15 protein-coding genes and 2 tRNA genes are annotated in these 17927 nt (G+C 45.0%); 3 read left to right on the top strand and 14 right to left on the bottom strand.

Annotated elements, in window-relative coordinates; translation table 11 throughout:
- Positions 1-97 precede the first annotated feature (97 nt).
- Together SMSP2_RS05250 and SMSP2_RS05245 are read left to right on the top strand one after the other, a co-directional pair.
- Entirely contained in the window at positions 98-1480 is a 1383-nt protein-coding gene (locus SMSP2_RS05250; RefSeq protein ID WP_146682947.1) for an MFS transporter, read from the top strand.
- Between the two features lie 35 nt (positions 1481-1515).
- Positions 1516-3510 carry a sulfatase-like hydrolase/transferase gene (locus SMSP2_RS05245; protein WP_146682946.1) on the top strand — a complete coding sequence of 665 codons (1995 nt, stop codon included), beginning with the start codon at positions 1516-1518 and terminating at the stop codon, positions 3508-3510.
- Positions 3511-3756: 246 nt separating this feature from the next.
- Here SMSP2_RS05245 and SMSP2_RS05240 read toward each other — a convergent pair.
- The 6 genes from SMSP2_RS05240 to SMSP2_RS05215 form a co-directional block, all read right to left on the bottom strand.
- Positions 3757-3830: transfer RNA gene (locus tag SMSP2_RS05240), tRNA-Ile, on the bottom strand.
- A 72-nt stretch (positions 3831-3902) separates the two neighbouring features.
- Positions 3903-3985 (bottom strand) — tRNA-Tyr (locus SMSP2_RS05235).
- Positions 3986-4141: 156 nt separating this feature from the next.
- Positions 4142-5578, bottom strand: coding sequence for a hypothetical protein (locus tag SMSP2_RS05230; RefSeq protein ID WP_146682945.1), 1437 nt, complete (start codon positions 5576-5578; stop codon positions 4142-4144).
- On the bottom strand, positions 5575-6495 hold the full coding sequence (locus tag SMSP2_RS05225) for an ABC transporter ATP-binding protein (RefSeq protein ID WP_146682944.1): 921 nt from the start codon (positions 6493-6495) through the stop codon (positions 5575-5577). The genes SMSP2_RS05230 and SMSP2_RS05225 overlap by 4 nt, the downstream gene beginning before the upstream one ends.
- Positions 6496-6516: 21 nt before the next feature.
- Positions 6517-6888 carry a GntR family transcriptional regulator gene (locus tag SMSP2_RS05220; RefSeq protein WP_222566410.1) on the bottom strand — a complete coding sequence of 124 codons (372 nt, stop codon included), beginning with the start codon at positions 6886-6888 and terminating at the stop codon, positions 6517-6519.
- A 387-nt stretch (positions 6889-7275) separates the two neighbouring features.
- Positions 7276-7623, bottom strand: coding sequence for a hypothetical protein (locus tag SMSP2_RS05215; protein ID WP_146682942.1), 348 nt, complete (start codon positions 7621-7623; stop codon positions 7276-7278).
- A gap of 305 nt (positions 7624-7928) precedes the next feature.
- On the opposite strand from SMSP2_RS05215, the gene SMSP2_RS05210 reads away from it, so the two are divergent.
- Positions 7929-8921, top strand: a complete 993-nt coding sequence (locus tag SMSP2_RS05210) for an HAD family hydrolase (protein ID WP_146682941.1) — start codon at positions 7929-7931, stop codon at positions 8919-8921.
- A gap of 61 nt (positions 8922-8982) precedes the next feature.
- Here SMSP2_RS05210 and xerC read toward each other — a convergent pair whose 3' ends face one another.
- From xerC to SMSP2_RS05175, 8 genes are all read right to left on the bottom strand, one after another.
- The gene (gene xerC, locus SMSP2_RS05205) at positions 8983-9921 is read right to left on the bottom strand and encodes a tyrosine recombinase XerC (protein WP_146682940.1); all 939 of its coding nucleotides are present in this window, start codon (positions 9919-9921) and stop codon (positions 8983-8985) included.
- Between the two features lie 32 nt (positions 9922-9953).
- On the bottom strand, positions 9954-10127 hold the full coding sequence (locus SMSP2_RS14820; RefSeq protein ID WP_186804880.1) for a hypothetical protein: 174 nt from the start codon (positions 10125-10127) through the stop codon (positions 9954-9956).
- Between the two features lie 319 nt (positions 10128-10446).
- Positions 10447-11868: a D-alanyl-D-alanine carboxypeptidase/D-alanyl-D-alanine endopeptidase gene (dacB, locus tag SMSP2_RS05200; RefSeq protein WP_146682939.1), complete on the bottom strand. Its 1422-nt coding sequence runs from the start codon at positions 11866-11868 to the stop codon at positions 10447-10449.
- A gap of 2 nt (positions 11869-11870) precedes the next feature.
- A complete protein-coding gene (locus SMSP2_RS05195; protein ID WP_146682938.1) occupies positions 11871-13052 on the bottom strand; it encodes a Clp protease/crotonase-like domain-containing protein in 1182 nt (393 codons plus the stop codon).
- Between the two features lie 17 nt (positions 13053-13069).
- Positions 13070-13303 (bottom strand): hypothetical protein, encoded by a 234-nt coding sequence (locus SMSP2_RS05190; protein ID WP_146682937.1) that lies wholly within the window; start codon positions 13301-13303, stop codon positions 13070-13072.
- 22 nt (positions 13304-13325) lie between these two features.
- On the bottom strand, positions 13326-13727 hold the full coding sequence (locus tag SMSP2_RS05185) for a DUF6677 family protein (RefSeq protein WP_146682936.1): 402 nt from the start codon (positions 13725-13727) through the stop codon (positions 13326-13328).
- 46 nt (positions 13728-13773) lie between these two features.
- On the bottom strand, positions 13774-15864 hold the full coding sequence (locus tag SMSP2_RS05180) for a SurA N-terminal domain-containing protein (protein WP_146682935.1): 2091 nt from the start codon (positions 15862-15864) through the stop codon (positions 13774-13776).
- A 340-nt stretch (positions 15865-16204) separates the two neighbouring features.
- Positions 16205-17893: a cation:proton antiporter domain-containing protein gene (locus SMSP2_RS05175; RefSeq protein ID WP_146682934.1), complete on the bottom strand. Its 1689-nt coding sequence runs from the start codon at positions 17891-17893 to the stop codon at positions 16205-16207.
- Between the last annotated feature and the right edge of the window lie 34 nt (positions 17894-17927).

Here is a 17927-nt window from a genome sequence, read left to right as displayed (position 1 = left end):
AATTTTATATGGGCTGTCAATTTGCATTACATAGATTGGCAGCCCGTATTTTTTTAGTCATCATCAAATTATTATCTGTCTTGGAATTAAGTTTATTATGAACAGCGGCCAGTTAAAGACAACTACGAAGATAAGTTACGGCTTCGGTGCGATATCCGATGTGATAATGGCGAATATTATTTTTCAGCTTTCCGGCCCGATATATGTTCAGGGGCTTCATGTAAGCCCGGTGCTGATTGGCCTTGCCGTCTCTATACCGCGTCTCTGGGATGCCTTTACCGACCCGATAATGGGAAATATCTCCGATAATTCCAGGTTTAAATGGGGCAGGAGAAAACCGTTTATGTTCTGGGGCTCTCTTGCGGCGGGGATTCTCTGTGCTCTAATGTGGATGCCTCCGACAGGCCTGAGCCAGTATGGGCTTTTTGCTTATTTTCTCCTAATATCGATCCTGTTTTTTACGGCTTATACAGTGTTCTCTGTGCCGTTTAATGCGCTCGGTTACGAAATGACCGGTGATTATGACCAGCGAACCAGTGTGATGAGCTATAAAACCCTGATGATGAATATCGGCTCTGTGCTGCTGCTTCCATGGGCATTTAAATTGTGTACACTCGATATCTTCGGGGGCGACGAGATTGTCGGAGCCAGATATGTGGGAACACTGTTTGGTATTATGATTTTCGCCGCGGCGGTTTTGACGGTTCTTTTTTCCAAAGAAAATGTAGAATACGCCGCACAGCCCAAAATAAAACTCTTAGATGCATTTAAATACACTCTAAGTAACAAGCCATTTTTATCTATCAATGTAATAATCCTTGTAACCTTGACGGGTGTATTTCTGGCGTTTCCGCTTCTATTTTACATCAACATGGCTTATATCTGCCCCGGCGATAAAGCATTGACGGCGACCTGGACAGGCTGGTACGGTACTGTTTACGGCACGGCGGGTATTATCCTGGTGCCGGTTATAAACTATTTCGGCCAGAAACTTGGCAAACGTAAAACCCTGCTGGCAGGCCTTTTTATCATTATTATGGGATTTATATCAAGCTGGTGGCTCTTTAATCCTGATGCGCCTTATCTACAGCTGGTATTTGCCTTTCTTGTGTCTCCCGGTCTCTCATGTGTGTTCATTTTAACCAGCTCAATGATGGCGGATGTGTGTGATCTGGATGAGCTCAAGACCGGTTTGCGAAGGGAAGGAATGTTTGGGGCAGTGTTTGGATTTCTCATAAAACTTGGGCTTTCTCTGACTCTTGGCCTTAGCGGATTTATACTTGAATGGACTGGATATAACACGGAAATAAATGTGCAGTCCGATACAGTTTCGAAAAATCTTCGAATTATGTTTGCCCTGCTGCCAATCGCACTGCTTGTTATATCGTTTATAGTTGTCTGGAACTATTCACTGACCAAAGAGCGGATGCTGGAAGTAAGAAAACTCTTAGATGATAAAAAGGCCGATCACATAATTTAATAGTTGTTTGAATTCAAGATATAAAGGAAATTGTTATGGACCGACGCAGATTTCTTTCTACAAGTTTATTGGGGTCTCTGGCATTTATGGCTGCCTGCCGCGGCACTTCTTTGAGCCGTGTTTCGCAAAAGAGGCCCAACTTTGTTTTTATCCTGGTTGATGACCAGCGGTATGACGCTCTGGGCTTCTTAGGCAAATATCCCTGGCTCAAGACTCCAAATATGGATAAACTGCGCAAAGAGGGGGCGTATTTCAAAAACGCATTCGTAACACATTCTATATGCAGTCCGAGCAGGGCGAGTTTCTTAACCGGCGTTTACTCGCATATACACGGGGTTGTCCAAAATACGTTCAACGATTATGACTGGCAGAATTGCCCCTCATTCGCTCAGATTCTCCAGGGCAAGGATTACAAGACAGGGTATATCGGAAAATGGCACCAGGGCCCCGGTGGCCATGAACGCCCGGGCTTTGACTATTGGCTAAGTTTCGACGGACAGGGGACTTATTTTGACCCTCAATACACTGAAAACGGTAAGGAGTATCAAGCTCAAGGCTACACAACAGATATATTAAGTAAGAAAGCGGTGGATTTCATAGAAAGACAGTATGAAAATCAGCCGTTTGCCCTTTATCTCTCCCATAAGGCCGTGCATGGGCCGTTTTTGCCCGCCCCGCGTCATGGTGATACTTACGAGGGTATCGAGCTTGATAAGCCGGTAAACTTTGATGATAATTTCGAGACAAAGCCCCAGTGGTTCGCGAAGAATCATATAAAGGGTGTTTTCAGATCTTCCCGTCCGGGAGAATACCAGGATGTAAAGGCTATGCCGCAGCAGTGGAATCCGTATTTCAATAATCATTACGACAACCGGAGTTATACGGATTATTACCGGACACTTTCTGCGGTGGACGAGGGAGTCGGCAAAGTGTATAAGGCGTTGGAAAATAAGGGGATGCTTGACGATACGGTTATTATATTTGCCGGCGATAACGGATTCTTTCTCGGCGAGCACAGGCACCTTGATAAACGCATGATGTATGAGGAATCGATAAGAATACCGCTGCTGATGCGATACCCGAAAATGGTAGAAGAGGGTAAAACCATCGAAGAGCTTGCCCTCAATATAGATCTGGCACCAACGATTCTTGATCTGGCAGGGGCGGGGATTCCTTCGCATATGCAGGGAAAGTCATGGAGACCGCTTTTTGAAGATAAAAGCAGCTCATGGCGTAAATCATTCTTGTATGAATATTTTGTTGATCTGGTGCCGGGAATCCCGACTATGGTAGGAGTCCGGACGCAAGACTGGAAGCTGATACATTACCCGAATTTAGATGATATAGATGAAATGTACGATCTTAAAAATGATCCGCATGAAATGCACAACCTTGCAATGGTCAAAGAATATCAGGCCAAAAAGAAAGAGCTTCACAAAGAACTGCGGCGCCTGATCAAAGAGACCGGCTACGACCAGAACAAATGGGAAATTAAGCCGGTTCGGCACAAACCTGCCCGCCCCGGCAGCGGGCTCATAATTGAACGTGATTTTGAGCAGCAGGGAAAGCCTCTTGTATGCGACGGCGAGCCGGTGATGAGCATAGAGAATGACGAATTCCCATCTCTCAAGGGCGGACCGTTTACTGTCGATGTAATTGTAAAGGCAAAGAGTGACGGTATTGTGCTGGCAAAGGGCGGTTGGAACAACGGTTTTGCTGTCTTCTTCCAGAACGGCATACCCTCATTTGCATATAGGGCAAACTCCTCGCTGTATATTGCTGATGGGCATGAGCCGGCGCTGGGCCGGAGATTACGAATAACGGGGATGGTATATAACTCCAAGGCTCACCTGTATATAGATGGGAAATTTGTTTCATCTATTCCTGTCAGCCCGTATTATTTTATGGCAGAGCCTGCTGAAAATCTGAATCTCGGCGGTGACAGCGGCACGGCCGTGCTCGGGGGCATTATGAATAACGGAATAACGGGCAGCATATATCGTTTCAGGCTTTATGACTGCCGAAAGTAAGCTTGACACGATAAAACATTTGCAGAAATTATCGGATAATGACCAGATGAACTGGCAAAAAACAGGCACTTATGACATAAAAAGTGTTGCCAAATGTGTTGACGTCAGTGTTGACATGACACGTCAAAACATATGTAAATTCACGAACAAATATGAACTTTTGGCAGTTGCAGGGGAAGGCAGTAAAAACCTGCTTAATGACACTGAAAACGGCTATTTTGAGCCAAAAAAGGTGATTTTTGATAATGGGCCCACTTGGACTCGAACCAAGGACCGACGGATTATGAGTCCGTTGCTCTAACCAACTGAGCTATGGGCCCGGCGATGTTGTTACATCAGGTCTCTTCAGTAGTAAACCCCGCTAAAATACTATTTCAGCGAGGCTTACGTAATGGGCCGGGTTGGATTCGAACCAACGAAGGCTTTCGCCAACGGGTTTACAGCCCGTCCCCTTTAGCCACTCGGGCACCGACCCTCTAAAGAGATAGGGCATTATATTTTTGTATTCGTGCTTTTCAACCAAAAAACTAAAAAAACTGTAAAATTATTAAAATACTTTTTGTTTATCGCCCCTGCAGTTGTCTTAGACCTGCTTGAAATATTACGTCGCGGCTTTCTTTAAGTTCGCCTCTCAAGAACCCGAATTAGTTACAAGGTTAGACCTCGTGCATCGCCACCTGGCAGAGAGCACCATTATTGCCCAGAACAGCGGAAAACCAGCGACTGGAATAATAAGTTTGTAGTGAGATGACATTATCAGGTTAGAAACAAAAATGGCTGTCATTACTGCCAGTCCGAGTATCATCTGCGGCGCTTGTCTGTTTGTGAAAAGTATTGACAAAGTAAACCCGACGGGCATCAGCATCGGTGTCAGGTACAGCATTCGCATTGGCGGTGCCATAAACTCCAGTGTTTCACCGGGATAATTGGGCATACTTATATGAGGCATATACGGCTGTGCAACATTGGCGGCAAGGCTGATTAGACCGAGAAAAATAGTTGCGAAAACAGTTATAGCAGCAGCGGCAAACAGCGTAGCGATAAATTTCTCCCGTCTTCCATGCGGTATGTAGAGCGTTGGATGAACCGGCAGCTTCCACATCATTGCTCCGAACAACGGCAGGACATATATAATGCCGACAAACACGCCTTTGGGCCCGCCGGGGTAAGAGCTGACGTTGCCAAGCGTATAGCCGTATATAATCATTATAAGAAGCAGTGGGCCTGTGAGACGCATAAATCCCAGGCAGAAAATATTGCCCAGTGCCGCGTAGAGAGCCCCGATACCGGCTCTGACAGGACTGTCAAAAGGTCTTGAATACATGGCTCTAAGAGCTTTTTTCTCCAGCGGGCCCGCTTCAATACCTCTTTTGCCCGCTTTCTTCGCGATTTGCGAGAGTCTTGCCCTCTGTACCTTCTCGGGGTTCCATCTGCCGAACATGGAGCCGGTGTCTTTGCCGCAGAGTGAAGCCCTGAGTTTATGTGAGCCGGTAAAATGCCACACATAAACACAATACGCAGCACCCGGAATGATTATTGCCAAAGGAGAAGTAAGGATCATTTTTATAACAAATTCAAAACCGCCGAAAAACGCGAGCAGAAACATCAGTGCCCATACGAACCCGAACCAGTTGGGGGCTTCATCAGCAAAGAACGCAAACTGCGAACTGAACATGTAAATACTCAATCCAAGGACAAAATAAGCGATTACAGCAAAGATGTGTACTGCGGCATCCGGGGTTGTTACCCTGCTGAGCACGCGATAACCGATCAAAGTTATTGCCAGTGAAACGATGAAGCCTGCCAGGAATATGATTTTTCTGGGTATTTTCGACTGCCGCGGCAGACAGTATGTAACAGGCCTGCAGGAAATTTCTTTTTGAAGACTGCCTACTATCAGTCCGGTCAGCAGTGATATGATCATTGGGATACCCAGCATTTTTGGGTCTGTTTTCGAGCCTAAAACCAATTGTAATGAAGCCGGCACCTGTGCCAGAACGATCAAATACCAGAAGTAAAGCCCCCATCTCTGGTAGAATATTTTAAAGTTTGCAGTTAATGGGCTCATTGCATTGCCTTTCTTATATTCTGGCCGGAATTACGGGTAATTTCCAGACGGTAAATCTCCTCAAGCGGCAGGGGGGATATCTCGAATTTAAGGTTGTTTTCAATGAGTTTTCTCTTTAGCGCTTCAATGTCTGCATTTTGCAGTATAGCGTTTGTCCTGCCGTTGGAACTCTGAGATTCTATCACGCAGCCAAAAGGTATAGGCAGAGCCGTGTCAGGATCTGCAGTGACAGTCACACGGCAAAATCTTTCCCGCAAAACATCAAAATCTGAATCAGCAAGTATGCGGCCTTCGTGCATTACAATGACATGGTCGATAACCTTTTCAACGTCTGATAGAATATGTGATGATATAAGGATTGTGCGGTCTCCATGATCCTGTATCAATTCGAGCAGAAGATTAAGAAATCGGCTGCGAGCCAAAGGATCAAGTGCGCTTGCAGGCTCGTCAAGCAGCAGAAGGTCGGGCTCATGGCAGATTGCCAGGAGTATCGACAACTGCTGACGTTTGCCGGGTGAAAGTTTGCCAACTCGAGCCTTTAAGTCAATCTCAAACTGCTCAATATAGTTTTGTTCCAGAGCCTTGTTCCAATGGTCATAATAAGCCGCGATATAAGCTATGTGCTGCCGAACGCTCATCCAATCCAGAAGCTGTCCTTCCTGGTGAACGTAACCTATACGCGACATCTGGGCAGGGGTAAGTTTTTCCGATTCAACTCCAAATGTCTTTACAAGCCCGTAAGTGGGCAGATAAAGCCCGATAATATGCCGAATAAGCGTGCTTTTTCCGCTCCCGTTGCTGCCTATCAGTCCGATAATAGAGCCCGGGCTTATATCCATATTTATAAGTTGAAGTGCGGTTGTGCGTCCGAATTTTTTTGCGACATTTTCAAAAGTAACAAATTTTTCTGAACTCATTTTTTGCCTCTTGTACGGTTTTTATTTAAGTTTTGATGCTGCCTTGCCGGCAAGCGTAAGAAATTGTTCTCTGCTGATTCCCAGCAATGCTGCATCGGCGGCTGCCTTTTCAAGAAGCTCACTTAAAAGCTGGGTATGGCGGCTCAGTTTATCTTCCGGCTTTAATTCAGCGGCAAAAAGACCTATTCCCCGCTGCCTTTCCACGAGTCCCTCCATTTCCAGATAAGCGTAGGCTTTGCTGACGGTCATTGGGTTCACTTTAAGCGATCTTGCAAGCTCCCGCACCGAATCAAGCGGATCTCCAGGCTTGAGTATTTCTGCAAGTATCTGATACCTTATCTGATCCATAATCTGGCGGTAAATAGGTATTCCTGAATGTGTGTCAATCTGCAAGAGCATCTTTTTGCCTTTCTACTGTATTAGTTGAATGATACAGTATTACGTCCGGCTTTCAAACAAAATTTTTGAAATTTTTAAAATTGAATCTTTCGAATTTATAAAGTCTTTTGTTGCAGGTACATATAATATCTGAATTCAGCTTATAAGTGCAACTGATTGCACAAAATTCTGCTGTGCTTTCATACCGTCTCGATGAAATTAACGTGCTGAAACTGCTGTCCATGCGGAGCAATACACAGATCCTTGATAATGGTAAAGAATCAGTCAGTCATAAATCAATGGCTGGAGAATGGGAAAATAGGTGTATTTTGCTGCCTCTTACTTCCCTGGCAGCAGGGATTATATTTTGTCGAACGCGGCTGGCTGGGCCAGAAAGTACAGTTATAATTCGCTCTCCGGCGGTTTACGTCTCTTGACAGCTTCATCAATCTTGGCGGAAAGCCAGTCTCTGAGTTGGCGGGCCGTCATAAGGTCCATAACCATGCCGGCCTGAAGCTCTCTAATGACACCGTCACGGACAACCCTGTCAATTTCCTTGCCGAGTTTTCCCTCGCCTGTAAGCTCGTGGCTCACGCAGGAGGGGGTAGGAAATTTTTCTGTAAAAACGTCCATGTGAACCATTCCTTTTGGGGTAATTCCGCCAAAAACTCCGTCAACATGGTAGGTTACGTATGTGTCAGCTTTGAGGTATTGAAACTTTAAGCTTTTTGGTTTTTCATTTTTATTCATTTTGGTGCCTTTTTCAAGAATTCAAATATCACGAACGGTCTTCTAGCCTGATTTGTTAATTTACTGCTCATATTATCACTGATTTTTTTTAGTAATACAAGGTAGAAATTAAAGAAATTATATGGCATACATCTTTAGTTGAGTTGAGTAATAATCCGGGGCTGCTTTTTGTCAGATTTACCTTATTGGGAAAGTTTAATTCTTGACATATTTGGTTAAATTTAGAAACTTTCAGTTTATTCTTAAATCAAATGGTAGAGTTGAAGTGTCTTTACCTCACAATAACACTTATATGGAATAATTTCATGGACAACAAAGACAGCGTAATACTTCCCGGAATTGGCGAAGTTACAGAGAAGAGCGGATTTATAAAACTTGAGCAGTGCAGCGACGGTTTCTACCGTGAAGGCAAGGAAGGCGTGGTTTGTATTTATGCCACCGGCGATAAAAAGGTGGAGTTTGTCAGTTTTGAAGACCGTACTATCGCATACGTAAAAAGCGCTATGGGCTACCCTGCATACTATCCCGTTCCGGAAGTAAAGATGGAAAAGCCGCTCAAAGCGGTACTTATGGATCTCGACGGCACGACAGTCCGCAGCGAGGAATTCTGGATTTGGATTATTCAGCAGACAACGGCAAGCCTTCTGGACAACCCCAGGTTTGAACTTGAGGACGCTGATATGCCTTATGTTTCAGGACACAGTGTTTCAGAGCATCTCAAGTACTGCGTGAATAAATACTGTCCTGATAAAACCGTGGAAGAGGCCCGGAACTACTACTTTGAACATACCCACCGGGAGATGCAGGCAATTCTCGAAGGCCGCGGCAGGGAGGGGGCCTTTACACCCTCGCCGGGCATCAAAGATTTCCTGATGGAGCTCAAGGGCATGGGGGTCAAGCTCGGTTTGGTTACTTCCGGTCTGTACGAAAAGGCATACCCTGAAATACTTGACGCGTTTCATACGCTGGGCATGGGCAAGCCGGACGATTTCTATGACAGCATTATTACTGCCGGTTTCCCCTTGCGTAAAGGCTCATGCGGCACGCTTGGTGAGCTCTCGCCAAAGCCGCACCCATGGCTCTACGCCGAGGTTGCGCGTGTCGGGCTGGGACTTGATTACAGCCAGCGGCACAGCATAGTCGGTATTGAGGACAGCAGTGCGGGAATTTCTTCTATCCGGCTTGCCGGATTTGCCGCTATCGGCATAAAAGACGGCAACATCATCCAGGGCGGAACGCTTGGATTGTGTAATCACTATTGTGATACATTTGAAGAGATTCTGGGCATCTTAAAATAGATTTTGAGTTTATGACGCAAAAGTGCGTTTAGATAAATAGATAGAGTTATACGAATAGGGCTCATCTGCTTCTTGGGTGAGCCTTATTATATATCTCGCGCAGGCGGCTGGTGGTAAGATGTGTATATATCTGTGTAGTCGAAAGAGACTTATGCCCCAAAAGCTCCTGCACACTTCGCAGGTCGGCGCCGTTGTTGAGGATATGAGTTGCGAAACTGTGTCTCAGCGTGTGGGGGCTGATTGAGCTGTCGAGTCCGCTCTGCTGCAGGTAGCCGTCAAGATTTCTCCTTATGCTTCGGTCGGAAAGCCTTTTACCGTGCTTGTTTAGGAAAAGTGCCTTTGGATCCGGGCTGTGTTTGAAATCCGCGTCTCGGTTTCTGGCATGGATATAACTTTCTATGGCATAGATGGCGTGTGAGCCGAGCGGGCATAGGCGCTGTTTTTTCCCTTTGCCTGTTACCATTATGACCTGATTGTCGAAGTCAATATCACTTATGTCAATTCCAACAAGCTCACTGATACGAAGGCCGCAGCTGTAAATGGTTTCAAGTATTGCCCTGTCCCGCAACCCACGCCAGTTATCCTGGGGCGGAGCCAGCAAAAGTTTCTCTATCTCATCATATTCCATAAACTTAGGAAGTTTCTTGCCTCCTTTGGGACTTTTGAGAAGAGCGGCAGGGTTTTTGTCTATCAGGCCGCGTTTAAAAAGATATTTGTAGAAACTCCGTATTGACGCAACTTTTCTTGATATTGACCGTTTACTGTACGAGCCCATGCTTAATGAAGCCAGGTATGACCGTAATTGAGCTATCTCAATAGAAGTTATTTTAGAGCTTATCTGCTTTGCATCTTCAAGTGTAAAGTCTTGTTGGTCTTGAGTGTTATGCTGGCCTTTTCCTTTCACAAGAAACCGGCAGAAACTGTCAAGATCAGCCTGATAGCCGCGGACTGTATGTTCAGAGTAATGTTTCTCAAGACTCAGGTACTTGATGAAATTCATGATAATTTCTGGCAAGGGCATTGTATTTCTGTTTATTTAAGTCTCTTAAAGAGATTTTCAGTTTTTTCAAGGAGTTTGTCGGTGATCTTGTTAGACACAGCGGCCGCATCGTTCCAGTCCAGAGAGATGTTTTGGCTCTTGGTATATTCAACTACAGTGTCAATTAGGCGGCTTTCACTGCCGGGTTCATATACAAATACAAACAATTCCGAGCCTTTACGAAAGAATAAATTTTCATTTTTTTGCTGATGCAAGATTGTCCCCTGTTGTTTCGCAGAACTTTGTTGTTAATTGTTTAACTTTTATCAAAATTCAAAATTAATTACATACACATAATAATTATAGAAAAAAAAGGGTATAAATCAAGAAAAATAAACCATTGAATTGTAAGTGCCGTATTTAAAGAAGTTTATATACACCTCAATTTTAAGTTTTTGTTGCTTTCTTCTAACGTGAGTTTATCCGGTTTGGCATTTAATCTAAGCTGTTAAAGAACTGAAAGATCAAATCTATTATATGAACGCTTTAGAGGCAGTCTATAATGGCCTTCACAATTTCGTTTATCGCTCCTCTGCTGTGGCCGTTTGCCTTATTAACAATTACAGAAAAAGTATAGTCGCCTGAATCAGTCTTGCAAATACCGCTAAGCGCTTTAACCCCGTTTATTGTTCCGCTTTTGGCCAGAATTTTGCCTCTGTAATCAGATTGGGTAAAATATCTCCTTACAGGGGCGGATCCCTCAACGCCGCCTATTGCAAGGGTATCCAAAAACATTTCAGCATCGGGGCTGTTGTAAATATTGTTTAGTACGCCGCAGAGCAGGGCAGATGAGACGAGGTTTTTTCGGCTTAGCCCACAGCCGTCATCAAGCTGGAAGTCTTGGTTTTCTTTAAACCCGAGTTTTTCCAGGTGCCTGGCTACAAGTTTGAGTCCGTGCGGCCATTCGCCGTTAATGTTGTGGGTTGAGTTTTTGGCTGAGATGGTTTTAACAAGACATTCGGCTGTGAGATTAAAACTGTCTCGGTTGCACCGGATCATTACATCCTCAAGGGTATGCGAAAAGGTTGCAAGCGGTTTGGTTTTTCCCGGTTCCGGGCAATATTTTTCAAGAATGCTGCCCTGGCCCTGGACGCTGATGCCTTCCTTCAATACAGCTTCGCCTACCAGCATTCCAAAATACATTGCAGGGTTGTTTATTGTAACAAGTATATCTACAGTGCTGCTTCTGCATTTTCCGAAAAGAGTCATATTGTTTGTTTCCGGGGGACGAGAGCACCAGAGTGTGTTTCCTCCTGACGATGTAATTGACGCCTTGCTGCTGATATTGACGTAATTGGTTTCAGGTACTGTGGTGTACCAGAGTTTGCCGTTATTACCTGCCCGGACAGTTATGCAGTTGCCGTTGTAATTTATGCCGCACACCTGAGGAGCATAATACCGGTTAAGCTGTTCACGAGGCCACGAGGGGTGTATCAGTACATGGTCAAATATGAAACTGTTTACACAAATATTCTTTATTGATTTAACGCCGGCAGATTTAAGTGCATCAGTTATAGCCTTTATTTCCCAGAATTGTTCTTTGCCCTTAATCTCGTTTGTATCAGCATCTCCCAGAAGAGGGTCTCCGCTGCCCTGGATTATCAAGTCACCTTCATGCAGATACACCCTTGTGTCGAAAACATAATCGGATCCGAGATATTCCAGCGCGGCCGATGTAGTGATCAGTTTCATGTTGGATGCCGGTATAAGTTTCCGCTCCGGCCGAAAAGAGCTGACTGTTTCACCGTTTCGCGGATTTGATACGCTTACACTGAACTGGCACGATGAAACGTTTTTACTGGTTACTATAGTATTTATTTTATATGCAAGCTCACTGCTTCCGGCAGCGGCTGCGGCCGCTAAAACAAAAAATAAGATGTATTGTATTTTCAAGATGTTCTTAAACATAGTTACCTGATCGCTGATACTACTGATTCTGCCTCATTGATAATTTTTTGGATCTCTTCTTTTTCGAATTGTATATCTATATATTTTTCTTTAAATTTCAGAAGAAACTCGGCGTTTTTCTTTATGACATTTACACTTCGCAGGAGATCTTTTCTGTACATACTCCCCGTGCTGTGTTTTAGTTCTATTGTTCTAAACTCTTTTGTGATTTTTTCCATCAATTTCCCCGCATAATCGAGGGCTTTTTCAACCTCGTCATAAGATTCCCGAACACTGACCATTTCAATCGGCCGTACGTTTTTCCCTGGAAACATATCTTCAAGAAGCTGCTTGCGTGAAGTTACGATCTTGACCGCAAAGCCGTAATCAACGGCCTTTTCAGCTGTTAATGTAAGCAGCTCGCCTTCAGGCGAGACTACCTCGATTATTCTGTCATCTTTGAGCATTCGGTCTTTGTCGATAAAGATCCTTTCATCGTTTCGGGCTACGGCCAGCAACTCCATGTCTTTCTCCTCCATTGCCATGGCTATATACGGGGAATGGCCGTTGCTTGAGGCGATAGAAGCAATATAGTTTCTAAATGCAGACCTGAATTTTTCCGCGGCGTCTTCTCCATAAACCCGAGCAATATCAGCGGGGGCGCCATCCTGAATAGTTATAGATGTCGCGGCGCCGATGCATGTGTTTGGGGCGGCGTAAATCTTGTTGCAGGCCATTGCTATTATAGCTCCCGCTGAATAGGCACCTCCAAACCTGCCGCCTTTTATATAGGCAGCAAGAGGGCAGGTGGAATATCTGGGAATAATGCTGCAAAGATTTCTTGTTATATCTACTCTGCCTCCCGGGGTGTCAAGCTCTATTACGATAGCGCGATGCCCCTTGGCGGATTCTTCTATTAAGACCTTCTCAATGGTTTCTATGACCTGTTCGTATTGGATTGGAAATTCAATCGGGATTACCGCTGCGGTGTTTTTGCGGCCGGTGGGATTGTAGCGGGCGTTATAGTCTTTTCCTTCAAGTTTGATATCACGGCCGGTTTCTGCGGCATGAAACCAGCGGCTTTGATCCGCTTTTACAAACAGATAACCAGTGTATGTTTTTCCATCAGAAAGTTCGAGGGTGTCTCCATAGACCTGTAATGCCAATAGGCAGGTAAAAAGTAATGAAAGTCGAACTTTTTGCATGGTGTTGCCGCGTATTATCAGGTAGCGTAGTTAACTATAGTCCACAGTATGGCTGTAATGGCAGCCATAGCCAGGATAGTCAGGGTGAACATCTTTGCCGACTCTACGATAATCTTCTTTATGTCAAAACTGTCAATTTTAATCGTTCTGTAGGTAATTGATATGAGCAGTAAAAGCGGCAGTATCCATAACAGCGTATAAGGGTTTGTTGAGATGTCTAAAGGAGCTTTTATGCCTGCTAAGCAATTCATGAATTCTGCCATATTAAAGACCTCAAATTTTGGTTTTGTAAGCTGTTGATGAAGCACGTATTATTGCAAGCAGATTCATCATGCCTGCCACAGTAGTGTATATCTGACCTATTTCCGCCGGCCGCCCGTGAGCCTGCAAGCCCGAGCTCTGTACTGCCTTTGCTATAAAACCTACGGCAGGGGAATAGAGTATCTGGCCTATAAACCAGGGTTTGGCATATACAATATCTATCACAGCGATCGAACCGACATATATACCAGTTAAAAATATAGCTGAGATGCTGCAGAAAAGAACCGCCGCCTTGGCGTATTGGCGGGTTATAAGGAATCCGCCGCCGGGAACAAGCCAGCCGGCAATTGCTGCTATCGCAGCAGAAGCCGGGTAGTTTTCATTCCTGTTAATGTTTTTATTTACTGATTTCATCTAAAAGCGGCCCAATCTCGATAAATATTGTTTAAAAGAAAGGCCCTTACTCTTTAGGTTCCTCTATCGGCTCGAAGTTTGCTCTGGAAAGGATATTATCAGCAGTGAGGAATTCCAGGGCTGATTCAAGTGATGACGTAATCTCAAACGCAGCGGCAAGCTGCAGTTTGCTGTCCTCATATTCTGTCACAAGCGGTTTGGAGATGGAAACATCACGCACCGCGTACCATGCCAGGTCTTCTTTGACTTCAATCGCTTTCGGTTGGGAATCTTCCAACGCAGCTATCGAATCCTGGACGGCTTTTTCTACTGTCGCGTTATTAACGAAAGCGCTGCTGCCAGGCATTGAGCTTGTCCTGAATTTGAGCCTTTTCAATTGACCCGCAGAGGCTATATCCTGGTCTGTAAAGTTGCTTATACTAATGCTGCTGTCGAGTTCTTTGTTAATCTCCTCAAGAGCTGCTTGCCAGTCCTGGCCGGCTGCTATCAGTTTTTTTGCGGCTGATTCTGCTTTTTCCATAGCCTTTAAGCTCTGGCAATCCTTTAAGACAGTTTCGCGGACTTTGTACATTGAATCTGAATCGCTTGAGCTGTTCAATGAAGTATGTTTGGTCGAGTATTCAGTGCCAAGGCTTTCAGCCGTAGATGAAGGTAGTGCCTCGACAACCCTTACCATTCCGGTTACTCTTGCGTAACGTGAGCTTAGAGGGCCGATATTCTGATACAGTTTTGGGGCCTGGCCTTCATATATTCCTAATTTGACTGAGCCAAGCTCTTCGACGGAAAAGACGTAACGTGCCAGTGGTAATGAAGTAACGTTCGTAATCATGACCTCGAGCCTGCCGATGTTGGGATCCATCATCAGGCGTCTCCCGTCAAGATAGCCCGTTGTTCCGGTATAAAAGCTCACACCGAATTTTTCCGTAAGTTTTGCGGCAGTATCCGCATAATCAGCCGCGTATTCTTTGTAATCCTCAGAAGTGAATTCATCAACGTTTTTGTCTTCCATCTTTGCGGAAAGCAAATCCTGTGCTTCTGAAATAATTTCTGATGTAAGTTCATTTTTACGCTGATCGATTATCATTCTGCGTATTTCAGACGCGACAGATGCGTAAGGTTTATATACGGGTTTATCCAGGGCCGTCGTATCTTCATTTTCAGCGGCTTGCTGGTCAATAAAATTAGATTTATTGATATCGTAATATTCTTCCATTTCGTTGTCTGTTGGGGCGGCTATGACAGCTTCAATATCGCTTAGGTTTACCAGGAGATATTCAAGTTTCACTCTATCGGGCAGAAGATATCCGAAACCATACGGGTTTTCTTTTGTATAATTGCCCTGAGCAATATCTGCGTATTTTGCAAACTGATTCTGCAAAACTTCCTCGCTTACCTCCTCATCTTCACTCCTTAAGCTCTCCGCTCCGAAACGAACGTATTCGGCATTTAGCTTTGTACCGGCAAAGCCTGCCTGTGACTCGATCTGCGGAATTGTGACATTAGAGTTGGAAGTTACTGTTTTTACGTAAGATACAATTGAAAGCAGCCGTGAGAAAATCTCCATAATATCCTGCTGGGAGATGTTTAACTGTGAACTGACCCTTTCTACCAGAGCGGAGGCGTTACCATCGGGCGTAAACATCGTAGGGTTGCTGCGCAGCACATCTATGGCATCCTGACGTGAAGCTGCAATCCCAGCCTTATCCGCTTCGTGAAGCAGCAGAATCCAATAAAGGGGGCCTTCCTGGTTGCTCCTGTTAAAGAATTTATCAAGATCTTCCTGTTTAATCATAAGCTGACCCTGCTGGATCATTCTCTTGAACTGGGCGTCAAGGAAAAATCCCCTGTCATTCTCAAACAAGATGTGGCCGACAAGCAGAGCTATGGGGTCATTCGACATCAGGTATCTTTCCGCACCTATCTGGCGAAGAACTTCAAGCTGCTGGTAAGCGCTTCTAATATCTATCTGGCGTAATTTCTGCCCATCGCCAAAAGTCGCCATGACCCTGTTAGAAGGCCCGCGGCTCGTAAGCAGTGCCTGGAGTGCCTGACCGCCTATAAAGGTAATCATAACAACTATAAATACACTTATAATAATCCATTTTTGGTGCTTCCTCAGCGTTTTGAAGAGGTTCATTTAAATGCTCCATATAATAGCAATAATAAATTTTTATACTCAAGACAGTGAGTATATGAATCCGCGGATCATTTTCAAGAAAAAAGAATTTATCATGAAAAGCTGTGTGATATTTTATAACATTTTGATTATTTACCTTATCAAAACTTGCAGGAATAATATCTCGAGCTGTCCTGGGTTTCATTTGATTGGGGTACAAGCGATTTTTGGTATAAGTTATTTAGAACTAATATATTACACAGTTTTTTGTGATTTAATATAAACTTGTGTACCGCATAAAGTTGACATTTCACGGCTTTACTGCGGGTTGTCTGGTAAATACGCCGGACGTTGTTGTTATTTATGCAAAGCTCTGATCTACTAGTTCGCGGCGGCGGATAATCTCTGCGTTGAGTTTTCGCATTGCTCTGCGATAGTCGAGCAGGCCCTCTAATTTATGCGGTTCACCGGTGGCAACGCACATATAGTCTAAGTGGGATTCGCGAATTCTTTTGACGGCTTCGATTAGAAGCTCGCCTGAGCTTGTGATATGCCCGACCGGCCGCATCAGGTCCTCTGCCAGCAGCCACGGCATCGCTTCCTGGTACATAAATGTCTCCCTGATGCCGTCAATCGTGATAACGCCGATGAGCTCATCTTTTTGATTCACAACGGGATAGCAGATGTGGTTGCTCTGTCTGAATGTATCGAGAATCTGATTCAGATTGTAATTATGCCTGATGACCGCGGGCGATTCTTCCATGACATCTTTCACGGAATATTCCGTAAGCAGGTCGTCTTCAGTGATATTGAGCCCGGCTTCTCCGCTCTTAGTTACAGCGAGCTTGACAAATGCCGGCCCGAGAAACTGAACAACAAGCGTAGTCGCGGCTACAACAAGGACTATGAGCTCTCCAACCTCCGGATACGCCGAAAATCTCTGCCCGGCAAGGATACACAACCCGACCGCAACGCCGCCCTGGGCAAAGAGGCACATGCCGAGATATTTTTTTATTTTAGGTTGTGAGCCGGCTATTTTTGCCCCTATTGAGGAGCCGAACATCTTGCCCAGGCTTCGCCCTACAACATATACAAGCACCAGAACCCATGCAATCGTTGTAAGACTGGAGATCTGTATCCCAGCACCGACAAACACGAAAAACATTACATATATAGGCGGGGCGAACTTATGCACAAGCTCAAATGTGTCCTTACTGCGGTTGGGAGCGACGTTGGTTATGAAAAGCCCCATCGCCATTGAAGCCAAAATTATGTCAAGGTTCAGGGCGATCGAGAGCCCCAGTACCAGAAGCACCGCGCCTATAGCAAAGGCCAGAACACTCTGAATATCATTTGTTTTGCGGAGAATCCACAGCAGAACCGCTCCGCCGATTAGTCCGAGCACAAGTGCTCCGGCCAGCTCAAGAAAGGCGTACAGCAGTGAGAGGGCGATTCCGTTTCCTGTTCCGCCGGCTAATATGCCCGCAATTGCCGTTCCAAGACCGTACAGGGTCAGTGCCAGTGCATCATCAAGGGCAACAATTGCCGTAACTGCGGTGGTGAGCATTCCGCGGCTTTTGTATTCCCATAATACCTGTATTGTTGAGGCGGGGTCTGTCGCAGAGGATATCGCACCAAGTACAATTCCCACAGCCAGAGCAAGTTTGGTCTCCATCCCGAAGAGCAAACATATTACAGTTGCCGCTGAGCCCACCAGTAAAAAGGCAAGCACACCTTCTGCTATGAGGATAGCGGTGAACTGTTTGCCGAACCGCCGAAACATATCGAGTTTCAGCTCACCGCCGATGATAAAGCCGATAATTCCCAAAGCAAAGTAGTTGAGCGGCTTGAGCGTCTCTATTGTTTCCCTGGGGACTATACCAAGGGCACTCTCTCCTATTATAAGGCCTATAACGATATAACCAATTACCTGCGGAATCTTGAGCCGCTGAAAAAGTTTTGCCCCGACGATACCGCCGAAAACAACGATGCCCATCATAAGAACTATATTAAGGTGATGTATATCAATATTTTGTAAAGCTATTAACATAATAAAAAATATCCGTATGATTATACGGATTCTC

The organism is Limihaloglobus sulfuriphilus, from assembly GCF_001999965.1.
Lineage (GTDB): Bacteria > Planctomycetota > Phycisphaerae > Sedimentisphaerales > Sedimentisphaeraceae > Limihaloglobus > Limihaloglobus sulfuriphilus.
The sequence above is the reverse complement of the archived record's forward strand: the minus strand, read 5'-3'. Positions and strand labels throughout refer to the sequence as shown.